Raw genomic sequence first — 15,252 nt, 5'->3', positions numbered from 1 at the left:
GTTGCAAAATAGCTTAGATGTACACCGAAAGTTGCGCTGCCACCGAATTTGTAGAATGAGGGTACATAACTGTTGTATTTTAAAGCCGTATTACTATTCCAACTATTTGATATTCAATTATAACAAATGTTAAGATAGTTGAGAACATTTAATAACATCTCAAAATATACTTCCTAGATAAAAACAAGCTTATGAAATCAATTGATAAAACCAATACTGCGCTGGTAGTTACGGATCCACAAAACGACTTCCTCCATGAAGATGGAGCTGCCTTTAAAGTAGTTGCTGAAAGCGTGAAAGAGAATAACACAATAGAACACCTTGAATCACTTTTTAAAGCTGCAAAGAGTTCTGGAATTAAAGTATTTATCAGCCCGCACTATTATTATCCAACCGATCATGAGTGGCAAACAGAAGGAACCCTGGAAAAAATGATGCATGACATTAACATGTTTGACAGGAAAGATCCTTTTCACTTAAAAGAAGGCAGTGGAGCCGATTGGTTAGAAAGGTATAAGACCTATATTAATGATGGCGAAACCGTAATTTGTAGTCCGCATAAGGTATACGGCCCTGAATCCAATGATTTGGCTTTACAGCTTCGCAAACATGGCATTAATCGTGTGTTACTTGCCGGTATGTCAGCTAACTTGTGTGTAGAGTCACATATGCGGGAGTTAATAGAAAATGGTTTTGAAGTTACCGTGATAAAGGATGCTACTGCAGGTGGTAAAACTGATGAATTAGGAGATGGGTATGCATCGGCTATTACTAACTTTAATTTTATCGCAAACGAAGTTGTTACAACTGACGAGGTTTTGGAATCTATCAGGTAATTCTATACCTAAATAAGAAGTACTACTACCACTAAAACAGCAAACCTTATCTTCTTCAGATAAGGTTTGCTGTTTTAGGCAATCATTAAGATCAGTCATTGAACTTATAGCACTAGTGTCCCTTCCTTGAAGGAAATTTTTTTAGAGAGATATATAGAATGGGTTTGCTAGTTAAAAAACTTGCTAACAAGTCTACCTGCAAGTTGCGCTATCGCTAAACTTGCGGGATGGGGGTACTTTTGTTTCAGTTAAATCTTTGAGGTTTAGATTCGCCTTTTTATTACAACATTCTGCCTTCATTTTTAGCTTTAATGTCCATAGATTTTCCAATAAGGGAGCCGATTACCATTCCGATAATCAACCCCATAGATATACCTAAAGACCGCTCCCAACCTGACAAAAACACAATTCCAAAAAGAAGTCCAAAAGACAACCCTAAACCTGCATAGAGTCTTGTATAATAGTCTTTTGGAGTTAAATAAAATGTATCCTTTAAATATTTTTCAAATTCAGTTAGTGCTTTTTTAAAGTGTTTTTTTCTATTCTCAGGATCTAATTTTAAATCAAAACGTTCAAGTTCAGTTTCAATGGATTGAATTTCATCTTTTGAGAACTTTTTGATTTTCAATTCAGATAGTATATATGTGAATTTCTCATAAACCTTGATTTCTGATCTTATAGTTGTTTCGTCTTTTAATCTTTCAAAAAGGTTATATGCGTCCTGCAATGTCATGGTCTTTAGTAGTTAGTGGCTAAAAGCAATAAATATTACATGCAAATGACTTATTTGTAAAGAAATGATACGTTGTGGTGTATTAAGTTAATCGTTAATGAGTTGATTACAGAAAAAGATATGCGTCAAGAATATTGCCCGCTCCACTATACCATGAACCTGATCGGCACCAAATGGAAGCCGCTGATCTTATTTCACTTGCTCAAAGGTCCGCTGCGGTCGGGGGTGTTGCAGGGCAGCGTCCCTGAAATTTCTAATAAGATGTTTGCGCAAACGGTGCGGGAGTTGGAGAAAGACGGACTTATCAGCCGAGAAGTATTTCCGGAGGTTCCGCCGAAGGTAGAGTACGCACTGACGGCAAAGGGAAAATCGCTGCAGGCCATTCTGCTCAGTTTAGATGCCTGGGGAGCCAAAACGGCTGCGCGCATTCCGCAAGCCTGAGCGCAGCGGCAAATGCGAGTAGGTATGGCAGGAAGGTGTTCAGCTTGAAAAGGTACTCAGTGTGATGCGGCAGTAATAAGCTATCTGCACAGTAAGACCACAGGTTAAGTTGCAGCTTACTCGATACGTTAATGCAGGCTTATTACTTTGCTTATCCTCCACTCAGCATTTACATGCTGCCACATAATGATAAACTTGCTCGGATAGGAGGGCGCATCGGGTTCCTGGTTGTTGTAGAACCTATGATACCCGATCTCCACGGCGCCATACCCCTTAATCGGGTACACCTCGATGCTCCCCGGCACCAGCGCGCGGGTTACTTTGCCACAGATATTCTGCTCTGTGCCGTCGATGATTGCCTGTTTCGAAGTCATCAAGCCGCCCTGGTCGTGGAAGAACTCTATCTCATCGGCATAAATCCGGGCTTGTTCGGCTAAGTCGCACGTATTGTAGGCCGCAAAAAACAAACTATCCATCGCTGCAATAGACTTATGTAGTTCTTGGTCTGCAGGCGTGTATGTTAATGTGGCATCGGCATGGGGCGCTTTTGGGGAAATGCAGGATAAAAACGATGCAGAGAAAATAAGTACTAGGAACATGCCTTGTAAAAGCCTCCTGTCATACCCTGCTATGCGGGAATTTTCTTTCCGGGAATTTACCATCGTCATTTTCTTTATTCCTCTGTTTACTACTTTTCTAAACTCCCCTTATCCCGCAAGTTTGAGCGAAGCGGTAAACTGTTGAGGTATGGCAGCCAGTTTCCAACTTGCGAAAGTAGCCTGTAAAATAAGCCAGTTACAAACTGGCTGGAATGTGTACCCACAATTTGTGCTGTCGCTAAACTTGTGAGATGGGTGCTCATGATAGTGTCTTCCTTTTAAGAACAACCCCAATTGAAAAACTCAATTGCTTAGGAACTGTAGCTAAAGGAATTCCATTAACTTCTATTATATCAAAGTGACCTTTTAGCCTATCAATCAGTTCTACATAATCAAACCCTTTATGCCCTCCTTCATTCCTTTGGATTCTTTTCATTCTATTGAATAAACCATTCAGCAATTCATTATATGAGTAAAGCTCAGGATCATCCCTTAGTACCATTTTCTTGATCAGGTACTTAAGTATCAAAACAAATCCTTTCTCATTAGGTACAGTCACAAAGCAAAAGTGCTTTGTAGAGTTTCTCAATTGGCTTATATATAATTCTAAATCAACTAACGGAAGATGTTCTAATGTTTCCATACAAATCGAAACATCATATACAGGTAGCGGAGGAACAAAACCTTCTATTTCAGAACTACGAATAAATTTCAATCGGTCATCATTTATATAGATTTTTCTTGCCTCATCAAGTCCTCTTTCCCAATTGGCATCAAATCCATGATATAAGGTAATGCTTTGAGGTAAAAAAGAGATTGTTTTACCATCAAAGCAACCTAGTTCTAAAACAGATTTAACCTCTGGATAATATTTAGCTACTTTGCTCCTTAGCCAATAGTATCGAGCAAAATGCAAGCGTCCTCTTAGAGTATTCTCTTGGAATAATCTTTCATTATATCCTTTCTTCATTCGCTATAAAAATACCATTTATTTAAATAGCTGTATGAAATAATACTAATTGGTTTAGAATTAAGTAATTGAATAATAATCTGATTAACAAAAAAGCAGCCCCAAATGGAGCTGCTTTTCCATGATTATAATGATATTCTAAAATCTTACTTCTTCAAGCTGCCGATCATGTCCTCTGGCTTCACCCACTCATCGTACTGCTCGTTGGTGAGCAGTTCCAGCGCGATAGCTGCCTGGCGGAGCGTGGTGCCTTCCTTGTGGGCTTTCTTCGCGATTTTGGCGGCATTGTCGTAGCCGATGTGCGGGTTCAGGGCCGTTACCAGCATCAGCGAGTTCTCCAGGTTCTCCTTGATGCGGGCGGTGTTTGGCTCGATTCCTACAGCGCAGTGCTTGTCGAACGAGTCGCAGGCGTCGCCGATCAACTGGGCGCTCATCAGCAGGTTGTAGATCATCACCGGCTTAAACACGTTCAGCTCGAAGTGGCCGTTCATACCCCCTACCGAAATGGCCACGTCGTTCCCGATCACCTGGGCGCATACCATCGTCATGGCCTCAGCCTGCGTTGGGTTTACTTTGCCCGGCATGATAGAAGAGCCCGGCTCGTTTTCCGGGATCAGGATCTCCGCGATACCAGAGCGTGGGCCAGAGGCCAGCAGGCGGATGTCGTTGGCGATCTTCATCAGGCTAACCGCCAGTTGCTTCAGGGCGCCAGAGGTTTCTACCATCGCATCGTGCGCGGCCAAGGCCTCAAACTTGTTTGGGGCCGTGCGGAACTGGTGGCCGGCATACGTAGATATTTTCTGAGCTACCAGCTCAGCATACCCTTCCGGCGTGTTCAGGCCGGTGCCTACGGCAGAGCCGCCCAGTGCCAAGTCCTTCAGGTGGTCCAGCGTGTTGTTCAGGGCCTTCATACCGTACTCCAGCTGCTTCACGTAGCCCGAAAGCTCCTGGCCCAGCGTCAGCGGCGTGGCGTCCATCAGGTGCGTGCGGCCAATCTTCACCACATCCATAAACTCCTCCGACTTCGCTTTTAGCGTGTCGTGCAGTTTTTTCACCATGGGCAGCGTGTGCTCCACCACCTTCTTGTAAGCGGCAATGTGCATGGCCGTCGGGAAGGTGTCGTTCGAGGACTGCGACTTGTTCACGTCGTCGTTCGGGTGGATCTTCTTCTTCTCGTCCATCAGATCGCCGCCCAGCAGCACGTGCGCGCGGTTGGCCACCACTTCGTTCACGTTCATGTTCGACTGCGTGCCCGAGCCCGTCTGCCATACAACCAGCGGGAACTCGCCCTCCAGTTTGCCAGCCAGAATCTCGTCGCATACCTCACTGATGATATCGGCCTTGTCCTGCGCCAAAACGCCCAGCTCGGCATTGGCCTGCGCCGCCGATTTCTTCAGGATGGCAAACGCCTCGATTACCTCTTTCGGCATGTGCTGCCCACCGATAGTGAAGTTTTCTTTGGAACGCTGCGTCTGTGCGCCCCAGTATTTTTCTGCAGGCACCTCTATCGGGCCCATGGTGTCTTTTTCTACACGGAATTTCATATAGTCTTATCTGTTAGATTAATGGAATATCTGTTTATAGCAAAACTAAGGAATGCGGCACAAGTATCAAGGCCTGGGCGGCAAGAGTTTTCGTTTTGCAGGCCCTCTGCCAGCTGCAGCGGGTATTCATGCGCTTCATGCCAACGGGCCGGGAAGGCCTTTCTGCATACGTGCGTATCGCAAATCGGCTTGTCCCTGGCCTGTGTCTTCTACCGGACCACCCGCTTACCGGACTTGGCAGAAAGCAGGGCGATCATCTCCAGTGTCACAGGCTTTAGGTAAGTGGTATTGATGTTGGACTGGTCGTTAAATGAGATCAGGTATTCGCCCTCGGCTCCCAGATAATGGATGCTTTCTATCTCATCCAGCGGGTAAGCACGCTGCTCCAATAGCAGGTTTGTCACCTCTATCTCGTCTTCGCTTATCACCACATGCCAGCGCAGCGCATACCAGATCACAGCCCCCGAAATCACTAGCATCACGACCAGCAGCAGGTTGTATACCCTGTTCGAGCGAGGGCCTTCTACCTGCTGGGTATAGGATTTATACAGGTCGTAGTCTTGGTTAAGGAAAGTGCTCTGGACTAGCCGCAGCGGAATAACCGCTAGCGTAAGGCCTAGCAGTAAGCCCGGTGCAAAAAAGGCCCTGAAGTTAGGCGTGAGCACGTGCAAGTGCACAGTAGAGCTATGCACGATACTAGACAGAAGCGCCAAGATACCGGCACTGAAAACCGACAGGATGCAGGCAAAGATAAAGTACACCACGGTCAGCCTTAGCTCCTTTTTCTGCATGTACTTTACCTCGCTGGCCGACAAGGCGGTAACGGAAGCTGTCGGCGATAGCCTGCGGAGTGCGTACCGGACAACAGGCAGCAGCACAGCTACGGCAAAAAAGGCAATCAAAAGGCTTCTGATAATTTCCAGCATAATCTCTGTGTTGATGCTCCAAAGTTAATACGGTATCCTCAATTTCCGGCTAACAAACCCAAGGAACCGTTGGTATACAGCGGTTGCCAGCTGCTGCTAAGGCGCAGGAGTCTGAATTTGTTGTGCAGGTTACACAAGCTGCCTCCGGCGCTACGCTATTTTCGGTGCAATTTTCTGCGAGTTGCCGAAGGAGAGTTAAGTCATCATTTTTTTTTATAAATTTGATTATCAAGACCAAATTGCCTGCCGGAACATAAGCACAAGCACATACTGCTTTCAATAGTTCTGCGAAGGGCCTTACCGTAATTCCAATGCAAATGAGAGTAGCCAGGCTGGCACGCTTTATAAGAGACTATTATATTGCCGTTTTTTCTTTTCTGCTGATCTTTCTGCTCACCTTGTTCATTTATTCTGAAACGAAGAAAAAGGCTGAGGAACAGAGCAGTAGAGCATTCACTATACGCTCCAATCAGGCCACGGCAGCCATTGAGCGGCGCATGAACAATTACATTCAGGTGCTGATCGGAGCCAAGGCCTTCTTTATGGCATCAGACTCCGTGGGGCGGAAAGACTGGCACAAGTACTATGACGCCTTGTCTATTGAGAAAAACTACCCCGGCATCCAGGGTATGGGATATGCCCAGTACGTGAAACCCGCCGACCTGCGCACGCACGAGCAGAAAGTGCGTGCCGAGGGGTATGAACAGTATCAGGTTAACCCGGTGGGGAAACGCGATGCTTATACCCCCATCATCTATCTAGAGCCATTTTCGGACAGGAACCTGCGTGCTTTCGGGTTTGATATGTTCAGTGAGGCCACGCGCCGGTCGGCCATGCGCATTGCCCGCGACACGAAGATGCCCACCATGTCGGGCAAGGTGCGGCTAGTACAGGAAAACGGCGAGGATGAGCAAGCGGGCTTTCTGATTTACCTGCCGCTTTACAAAAACAACGTCAGCCCTGAGTCGATAAAAGACCGGCAGCAGTTCATCAGGGGCTTTGTATACAGCCCGTTTCGTGCAGAAGACCTGATTACGGCCATCCTGCGGCAAAACTACAAGGACATAGACATTGAGGTATACGATGGCAATAGCCTGGAGGAATCGTCTCTCCTCTACCGCACCGATTCCATTAGCCATTACCACGCGGGAACCGGGCGAAAATTCAACAGGCTAAAGAATATCACTTTTGCGAACCATACCTGGCGGCTGTACATCTCGGCAGACGAGGACTTTGGCCGAAACGCCAACTCTGATTTGCCTTATTTCATCCTGATGGGGGGCGGTATCATCAGTTTACTGATGGGGTTCATCATCTGGTCGCTGTCCAACAACCGCCGCTCTAACCGCCTCAAGCAAACCATTACCGACAACGCCACGGCTGCCCTTTTTATCCTCGACAAGAACGGTTACTGTACTTTTATGAACCCTGCCGCCGAAGAGATGACAGGGTATAGTCTGGAGGAGATACAAGAAAAGTCGCTGCACGACATGGTGCATCACAAGCATCCCGATGGCTCGCCTTTCCTGGTGCAGGATTGCAAGATCCGTATAGCCTTGAGTGCCAAAGAGACGCTCCGGGCCTTCGAGGACGTCTTTATCCGCAAAGATGGCACGTTCTTCCATGTGTCGTGCTCGGTGCAGCCCATCGAAGACGGTATTTCCGACACATTTGCCATCATTGAGGTGCGGGACATCACCGACGAGAAACGCTCGCAGCAGGCAATCATTGAGAGCGAGGCCCGCTTCAGGACCATGGCCGACAACGCCCCGGTGATGATTTGGGTGGGCGATACCACGGGCGCGTGTGTGTATGTGAACAAGCAGTGGATCGACTTTACAGGGCTTACTTTCAAGGAAAGCATCAACATAGGGTGGCGCAGTGTGGTGTCAGAAGAGCAGATGGCGGAATACGGAAAAGTATTCCAAAATGCCGCAGCGGAGTCAAAGGCCTTTAAGCTGGAGATGCGCATGCGGCGCCGCGACGGGGAGCTGCGTTGGGTTATTAACACGGCTATGCCGCGGTTTGGCGTGAACGGCGAGTTCCTGGGCCATATCGGCTCTATCATCGACATTACCGAGATAAAGGAAGCAGAGCGGAAGGTAAAGCAGAATGCGGAGCTGCTGCAGAAGCTGTTCCTGGAGGTACCTGCGGTAGTGGGCTTGGTGCGGGCTTCTGACATGCAATATGTGTTAGCAAACCCCCCGTACCGCCAACTGTATGGTAACCGGCCATTGGTGGGCAAAACCGTTTACGAGGTGCACCCACGCGAAGAAGGCATTGGCTTGTTCAGGCAGCTGGAACGAGTGCTGAAGACCGGCAAGCCCTTTGTCGGGAATGAGATGCAGGCCGCCTTTGGCACCGGCAAGAACGGGCAACTGACACACGGCTACTTTAACCTGGTATACCAGCCGCTGCTAGACAGTGACGGTAAGGTGGAAGCGGTGCTGCTGTTTGCCGTGGAAGTAACCGAACTGGTGCGCGCCCGAAAAGAACTGCTGACGGCTAACGTGGAGATGAGCGAGAAGAACAAAGAGCTCCTGCGTATCAACAACGACCTGGACAGCTTTGTGTATACCGCCTCCCACGACCTGAAGTCTCCTGTCGCCAACATGGAGGGCCTGGCCACCTTGCTGCGGGATGTGCTGCAGGACAAGCTGAGCGAGTCGGATGCGCAGGTGCTGGACATGGTGCAGGAGGCCGTTAACAAGCTGAAAGGCACCATCTCTGACCTGGCAGAAATCACGAAGGTGCAGAAGGAGTTACAATCGGAGGTAGAGCCGCTTTCCATTGCCAACATGCTGGAGTCCATCACCCACGACATCAAGAGCCTGATTGTGGCGTCTGGGGCTAAAATACAGGTGTCCTTGGAGGTAAGGGATATTTTATATGCCCGCAAAAACCTGCGCAGTATCATCTACAACCTGGTTTCCAATGCCATCAAGTATAAATCGCCGGAGCGGGCCCCGGAGGTGCGTATTGCTACTTACCGCGAGGACGAATATGTGGTGCTGGAGGTGCAGGACAATGGCCTCGGCATCAAGAAAGAGCAGCAGCACAAGCTGTTTACCATGTTCAAGCGCCTGCACAGCCACGTAGAGGGTACTGGCATCGGCCTTTATATTGTCAAGCGTATTATTGAGAACAATGGAGGCAGGATTGAGGTAGAGAGCGAACTCGGACAAGGCACGACCTTTAAGGTATATTTCAAGCAGGCAGCCATTGCGCAGGAAGCTTAAGGGGTATAAACCGTTTTCCCCTTTTTACTTTATAAGATGGCCTCACCCAGCGCCGAAAAAAAGCTTAATGGGCATACCATTGGTTTATACCTGAACAGCAAAGAAACATCTAAAAAGCAGGTATAAATCAGCCGCAAGGGCAATTATAAACACCTTGTTCTTGTTCTGATTAGCTGGATGAATCCATCCAGTATACCATCAACAAACCTAGACTTACAATTTGAATGGCTAAGATAAAAACGTCCTACTTCTGCCAGAACTGCGGTGCGCAGTCTGCCAAATGGATCGGGAAATGCCCTGCCTGCGGCGAGTGGAACACCTACGTGGAAGAGGTGGTGCAGCGCGAAGAGGTAACCCCGACCACCGCCTGGAAGGTGGGCAGCAGCAGTGCGCAGGTCGCCAACAAACCAAAGCCGATTGCTGACATCCATTACCAGGAGCAGCAGCGCGTTGTAACCCAGGACCAGGAACTGAACCGGGTGTTGGGCGGCGGCATTGTACCGGGCTCGATGGTGCTGATTGGCGGGGAGCCGGGTATAGGCAAGAGTACGCTGATGCTGCAGATTGCCTTAAGCCTGAGCGGCCTGAAGGTGCTGTATGTGAGTGGCGAGGAAAGCGAGCAGCAGATAAAAATGCGCGCCGAGCGCCTGGCTGCCCAAACCTCTGACTGCTTTATCCTGACCGAAACCGGTACCCAGAATATCTTCAAGCAGATAGAGTTGGTCCGTCCGCAGGTGCTCATCATCGATTCCATCCAAACGCTGCATTCTTCCTTCATCGAGGCTGGGGCAGGCAGCGTGAGCCAGGTGCGGGAGTGCACGGCGGAGTTGCTGAAGTTTGCCAAAGAGAGCGGCACGCCGGTGTTCCTGATCGGCCATATCACCAAAGAAGGTAACCTGGCAGGGCCAAAAATTTTGGAGCACATGGTAGACACTGTGCTGCAGTTTGAGGGTGACCGCCACATGACCTACCGCATCCTGCGCACCACCAAAAACCGTTTCGGCTCCACTTCCGAGTTGGGTATCTATGAGATGCTGGGTTCTGGTTTACGCGAGGTAAGCAACCCTTCGGAAATCCTGATCTCGCAGCGCGAGGACGCTTTCAGCGGCATTGCCATCGGGGCTACCCTGGAGGGCAACCGCCCCTTGCTGATAGAAGTGCAGAGCCTGGTGACGCCTGCCACCTACGGAACGCCGCAACGCACCAGTACTGGCTTCGATGCCAAGCGCCTGAACATGCTATTGGCGGTGCTGGAGAAACGCGGCGGTTACCGTTTAGGGGCGCAGGACGTGTTCCTGAACATTGCCGGAGGCCTGAAAGTAGAGGATCCGGCCCTGGATCTGGCGGTGTGTGCCTCTATCCTCTCCTCGTTTGAGGATATGGCCATACCGAACACGGCAGCATTTGCGGCGGAGGTGGGCCTGGGAGGTGAGGTGCGGGCAGTTAACCGCGTGGAAAACCGCATCACGGAGGCCGATAAGTTGGGCTTTACGGATATCTATATCTCCAAATACAACAAAAAGGGCCTGGACTTCAGTAAATTTTCCATCAACATACATGCCTTTGGGCGATTAGAGGAAGTTTTTGCCAACCTGTTCGGGTAAGCTGCGGTAGCCTTCTCGGCGACCAGCTTATACCCGCTCTTAGAAATTTATACCCTGCTTCTGGTGCAGTTTTGCTAGCTATAGCGAACGCGCCGGGGGCAGGGTATTTCTGTTACAGCTGCGTAGCCATCAAGCGCTGGTATACCTTCTGGCACATGTTAGTAGCTGAACGCCAGCGGCAATATGGTTTTTGCTATGGCACATCAATAACCGTTGTTTGTTTTGCTGCGTACTTTAATCCTACACTGTTTCGCATTGAAACAACCAATTTCTAAATCATTATGCTACTTTAAATCCAACTTATATGGCATTAATTAATAAAAGTGACATTGAGAAGCTGATAAATGTACAAAGTAACACCAACGGTGCCTTGTGCTTGTCTTTCTTCTTGCCAACCCACCACGCGGGCAAAGAAACGCTGAACGGACAGGACAGCATTGCCTTCAAAAACCTGGTTCGGAAAGCCAAAGACCTTCTGGAGCGCCATGATGTGCCGGAAGCGGAAGTGGCGCAGTACCTGAAACCAGCCGAGGAGTTGCTGCACGATAATAACTTCTGGCGCCACCAAAGCGAAGGCCTCGCGGTGTTTATTACCAAGGGTTTTGCCACGCACTACACCTTGCCTATCTCCGTTCCGGAGGACGTGTATGCGCTCGATAGATTTTACTTCACTCCTATACTCCCCATTCTGAGCCAGAACGGCCGCTTCTTTATTTTAAGCCTGAACCGCGACAAGGTAAGCTTCTATGAGGCGACAATCGAAAAGATCAGGCCAATCAACATCAGCTCTTTTGCGCCCGAAAGCCTGAATGAGTCGCTGCGCTTTGATGTGATCGGCAACGACCAGGACTTTACTAACTCCACTACTACCACAAACGGTAGCAATATTGTGCACGGGCCCGGCTCTACCAAAGGCGATGAAGAGCATGAGCGCGTACGCGAGTTTATGCTGGACATAGACAACAGCTTGCAAAAGATCCTGCACGATGCGACAGAGCCACTCGTGCTGGCTGGCGTAGACCACTACTGTGGCATCTACCGCAACATCAGCAAGTACAAGCACATTGTGCCGCAAAACATCAACATCAACGAAAACTCTGACTTGACAAACCCGCAGGCAATTCTGGAGAAGGCCCTGCATGTGGTGAAGCCCATGATGCAGCAAGGCCATAACGACTCCCTGACGCGCTACCAGAACGTGGCCGGGACAGGCTCTACCTCGGAGGACATTGCTACTGTTGCCGCTGAGGCCGTGCATGGCCGCGTGGACACGCTTTTCATCTCGCCAAGCACGCCGGTATGGGGTACGTATGACCCGACAAGCGCCACTGCCGAGATACACAGCGAGTACCAGCGCGGCGACGACGACCTGGTGAACCTAGCAGCGATCAAGACCATTGCGCAGGGCGGAAAGGTATACGTAAACAGCTACAATGGTCTGGCAGAATCAGCAGACAAGCAGGCAAATGTAAAAGCCCTGTTCCGTTACTAGGCATAAACAGCCTTTGGCCTTATGCGCCATAAACCTTAACTTAGAGGGCAGCCCATACGGCTGCCCTCTTTAGTATTATTAAAGCTGATCTCTTTTTATTGCCACAGCCTACTGCATGAAGCTACACCTGACCGATGGTTTGAACTTTGCCTCTAAACTAACGCCGCTGCGGGCCTTTAATGCCTTGCAGGTGGTGGGCAGCTATGCGCTCTCGAAGCTGACAGGCAGGGCCAGACACTGGGGTTATCCGCTCAGCATCTCGCTGGAGCCTACCACCTCGTGTAACCTGCGCTGCCCGGAGTGCCCGAGCGGGTTGCGGTCGTTTACCAGGCCCACGGGCATGCTGGAGGACGCGCTTTTTAAGCAAACCATCGACCAGTTGCACCAACGCCTGCTCTACCTTATCTTTTATTTTCAGGGTGAGCCATACCTGCACAAGAGCTTGCTGGCACTGGTGAAATACGCTTCCGACAGGGGAATTTATACCGCCACTTCCACCAACGCCCATTTCCTGGATGATGAGACTGCCCGCGAAACAGTGGCCTCTGGCCTCGACCGCCTGATCGTATCCATTGACGGGACCACGCAGGAAACGTACGCGGCCTACCGCGTGGGAGGAAAGCTCGAGAAAGTGCTAGAAGGGACTCGGAACGTGGTGAAATGGAAAAAAGCACTGAAATCGAAAACACCGCATATCATGTTTCAGTTCTTGGTAGTGCGGCCAAATGAACACCAGCTGGAAGAGGTGAAGGAACTGGCAAAAGAACTGGGTGTGGATGAAGTCGTGTTTAAGACCGCCCAGATCTACGATTACCAGCAGGGTTCTCCGCTTATACCAACCCTCGACTATTACTCCAGGTATAGCGACAACGGCGACGGCAGCTATAGCATCAAAAACAAACTGCTGAACCATTGCTGGAAGATGTGGCATTCGTGCGTCATCACCTGGGACGGGCTGACAGTGCCCTGTTGCTTTGACAAGGACGCATCGTACCGGATGGGCGACCTGAAGGAAAATGATTTCAAGGCGGTATGGCGCGGAACCCGGTACAACCGGTTCAGGCAGACCCTGCTGGGATCCCGGGCAGATATAGAAATGTGCCGCAACTGTACGGAAGGCACCAAGGTATGGGCATAGATCGATTAACCTATAAACACAATCAACTTGGATAACTATATGAAAGACATCAACGAAACGGTAGAGCTGCTTTGGGGTAAGCTGGAGGCCTGGAGCGACCAAGCGGTGCTGATGCTGCCCAACCTGGTGGTAGCGCTCATTCTGCTCATCCTCACCTTTTATGTTGCCGGTGTTGTTAGGGGCTGGCTCGAAAAGTTCATCAACAGGTTCTCGCACAGCGCGGCCCTCAATAACCTGGTGCTAACGCTGCTCTACATCGGTATGCTGATGGTGGGCTTCTTCTTTGTGCTAAACGTGCTGAACCTGGATAGAGTGGTGATCTCGCTGCTGGCCGGTGTCGGTATCATCGGTTTGGCCTTAGGTTTCGCTTTTCAGGATATTGCGGCCAACTTCATCTCTGGCGTCATCATCGCGGTGCAGAAACCGTTTGGTGTGGGCGACAACATCGAAACAAACGACTATTTCGGAACGATTGAGCGCATCTCGCTGCGCACCATCGACATCCGGCAGGTAACCGGGGAACTGGTAAAGCTGCCCAACAAGATGGTGTTTGAGAACCCCCTGACAAACTTCTCGGTATACGGCACCCGCCGCATCGACCTGGAGGTAGGCATATCTTACGCCGAAGACCTGGAGCACGTACAGCAGGTGGTAATCGAAGCCTTAGAAGACGTGAAAAACCGCGTGAAAACGAAAGGCGTCGAGGTGATGTATGATTCGTTTGGGGACAGCTCGATTAACTTCAAAGCCCGCTTTTGGGTAAGCTACAGCCGGCAGGTAGACTACGTAGGGGCAAAGAGCGATGCGATTATCCGCATCAAAAAGGCCTTCGACGCAAACGATATCCTGATTCCGTTCCCGATCCGCACACTGGATTTTGGTATAAAAGGTGGCGAAAAGCTGAACGAGCAACTGCAGGAGCTCAATGCATCTGTAAAAGAAGGACAGCAACTGGGAAATAACGGCAAGTAAACCAATAAGGATGTATAAAAGAACGGCCCGCTATACCATGTATAGCGGGCCGTTCTGGTTAAGCGCTGCTTTCAGCGCTTACATGTCCTTTTTGTCAAGGTTCTTGCCAAGGTCCTCCACCTGCTTCAGGAAAATGTCTGTATTTGCATCGGCATAGGGGCCATAGGAGTTGGAGATAGTGCCTCTCAAGCCAGTCGTAGTTTCCACCGCATACAGGATCGACATGTCATCCGGGTCACTTTCGCCCTCAAAACGGTAATGGTCCACAATGCGCACCTGGTCTGGTCCGAAGCTCTCCTTTTCATCCATCGAGCACAGTTTCCCTTCTTCCGATACTTTGAAGTCCTGCTTGAAACCATCCTTCTGGAGGCGGTTCAGCACATTCACTAAAGATCTTTCTTCAACTTTATCTTGCATAGCATATACTTTATAAGGTTCTAGGTCTAGGTATAGAACTATACGCAAAAAGAAGTTTTAGATACAAAAGAAGCCCTGATTAATTGCCCTGGCTGGATGATTGGTTGAGGTATCGAGGGAGGCTACAGCAAAGAACAGCTTAGTGCGCAGCGGCTTTCTTGCGGTCCAGGTCTTGCTGAATCTTCTTGAAGTCGATGGTGCCGCAGCTGCCGCACCCTTTGGCGCAGCCGCTTTTGGCTGCAAAGCTACGGTATACCATGCGGGCCATGTAAAAGGCAGCCGCTAAAAAAATAAGGAGTATGATCAGTTCCTGCATGTCGGTTTTATAACTAACGGGCACT

General features: G+C 49.5%; 14 protein-coding genes. 7 read left to right on the top strand and 7 right to left on the bottom strand.

Going from position 1 to position 15,252, the window contains the following annotated elements:
• The first annotated feature begins 191 nt into the window (after positions 1-191).
• Positions 192-836: a cysteine hydrolase family protein gene (locus ACXYMU_RS11555; RefSeq protein ID WP_458986549.1), complete on the top strand. Its 645-nt coding sequence runs from the start codon at positions 192-194 to the stop codon at positions 834-836.
• Positions 837-1,116: 280 nt separating this feature from the next.
• Here the strand turns inward: ACXYMU_RS11555 and ACXYMU_RS11550 are convergent, their stop codons facing one another.
• Positions 1,117-1,569, bottom strand: a complete 453-nt coding sequence (locus ACXYMU_RS11550; RefSeq protein ID WP_458986548.1) for a hypothetical protein — start codon at positions 1,567-1,569, stop codon at positions 1,117-1,119.
• Between the two features lie 120 nt (positions 1,570-1,689).
• On the opposite strand from ACXYMU_RS11550, the gene ACXYMU_RS11545 reads away from it, so the two are divergent.
• Positions 1,690-2,010, top strand: a complete 321-nt coding sequence (locus tag ACXYMU_RS11545) for a winged helix-turn-helix transcriptional regulator (RefSeq protein WP_458986547.1) — start codon at positions 1,690-1,692, stop codon at positions 2,008-2,010.
• 128 nt (positions 2,011-2,138) lie between these two features.
• On the opposite strand, the gene ACXYMU_RS11540 is transcribed toward ACXYMU_RS11545, so the two are convergent.
• The 4 genes from ACXYMU_RS11540 to ACXYMU_RS11525 form a co-directional block, all read right to left on the bottom strand.
• Positions 2,139-2,486 carry a nuclear transport factor 2 family protein gene (locus ACXYMU_RS11540; protein ID WP_458986546.1) on the bottom strand — a complete coding sequence of 116 codons (348 nt, stop codon included), beginning with the start codon at positions 2,484-2,486 and terminating at the stop codon, positions 2,139-2,141.
• A gap of 382 nt (positions 2,487-2,868) precedes the next feature.
• A complete protein-coding gene (locus ACXYMU_RS11535; RefSeq protein ID WP_458986545.1) occupies positions 2,869-3,579 on the bottom strand; it encodes a class I SAM-dependent methyltransferase in 711 nt (236 codons plus the stop codon).
• Between the two features lie 146 nt (positions 3,580-3,725).
• On the bottom strand, positions 3,726-5,123 hold the full coding sequence (fumC, locus tag ACXYMU_RS11530; protein ID WP_458986544.1) for a class II fumarate hydratase: 1,398 nt from the start codon (positions 5,121-5,123) through the stop codon (positions 3,726-3,728).
• 209 nt (positions 5,124-5,332) lie between these two features.
• On the bottom strand, positions 5,333-6,049 hold the full coding sequence (locus ACXYMU_RS11525) for a hypothetical protein (protein WP_458986543.1): 717 nt from the start codon (positions 6,047-6,049) through the stop codon (positions 5,333-5,335).
• A 311-nt stretch (positions 6,050-6,360) separates the two neighbouring features.
• Here ACXYMU_RS11525 and ACXYMU_RS11520 point away from each other — a divergent pair, with 311 nt between their 5' ends.
• The 5 genes from ACXYMU_RS11520 to ACXYMU_RS11500 all read left to right on the top strand — a co-directional run bounded on the left by ACXYMU_RS11520 (position 6,361) and on the right by ACXYMU_RS11500 (position 14,494).
• Positions 6,361-9,288, top strand: coding sequence for a CHASE domain-containing protein (locus tag ACXYMU_RS11520; RefSeq protein ID WP_458986542.1), 2,928 nt, complete (start codon positions 6,361-6,363; stop codon positions 9,286-9,288).
• Between the two features lie 224 nt (positions 9,289-9,512).
• Positions 9,513-10,892, top strand: coding sequence for a DNA repair protein RadA (radA, locus tag ACXYMU_RS11515; RefSeq protein ID WP_458986541.1), 1,380 nt, complete (start codon positions 9,513-9,515; stop codon positions 10,890-10,892).
• Positions 10,893-11,196: 304 nt separating this feature from the next.
• Positions 11,197-12,384 carry a baeRF7 domain-containing protein gene (locus ACXYMU_RS11510; protein ID WP_458986540.1) on the top strand — a complete coding sequence of 396 codons (1,188 nt, stop codon included), beginning with the start codon at positions 11,197-11,199 and terminating at the stop codon, positions 12,382-12,384.
• Positions 12,385-12,499: 115 nt separating this feature from the next.
• Positions 12,500-13,522: an SPASM domain-containing protein gene (locus ACXYMU_RS11505; RefSeq protein WP_458986539.1), complete on the top strand. Its 1,023-nt coding sequence runs from the start codon at positions 12,500-12,502 to the stop codon at positions 13,520-13,522.
• Positions 13,523-13,561: 39 nt separating this feature from the next.
• On the top strand, positions 13,562-14,494 hold the full coding sequence (locus tag ACXYMU_RS11500) for a mechanosensitive ion channel family protein (RefSeq protein ID WP_458986538.1): 933 nt from the start codon (positions 13,562-13,564) through the stop codon (positions 14,492-14,494).
• 78 nt (positions 14,495-14,572) lie between these two features.
• Here ACXYMU_RS11500 and ACXYMU_RS11495 read toward each other — a convergent pair whose 3' ends face one another.
• Positions 14,573-14,911 carry a hypothetical protein gene (locus ACXYMU_RS11495; RefSeq protein ID WP_458986537.1) on the bottom strand — a complete coding sequence of 113 codons (339 nt, stop codon included), beginning with the start codon at positions 14,909-14,911 and terminating at the stop codon, positions 14,573-14,575.
• Between the two features lie 139 nt (positions 14,912-15,050).
• Positions 15,051-15,251 (bottom strand): FeoB-associated Cys-rich membrane protein, encoded by a 201-nt coding sequence (locus tag ACXYMU_RS11490; protein ID WP_458986536.1) that lies wholly within the window; start codon positions 15,249-15,251, stop codon positions 15,051-15,053.
• Position 15,252: the final 1 nt, after the last annotated feature.

It is taken from the genome of Pontibacter sp. CAU 1760, from assembly GCF_054482735.1.
Note: the sequence above shows the minus strand (reverse complement) of the source record. Positions and strands in the feature narration are given on the sequence as shown.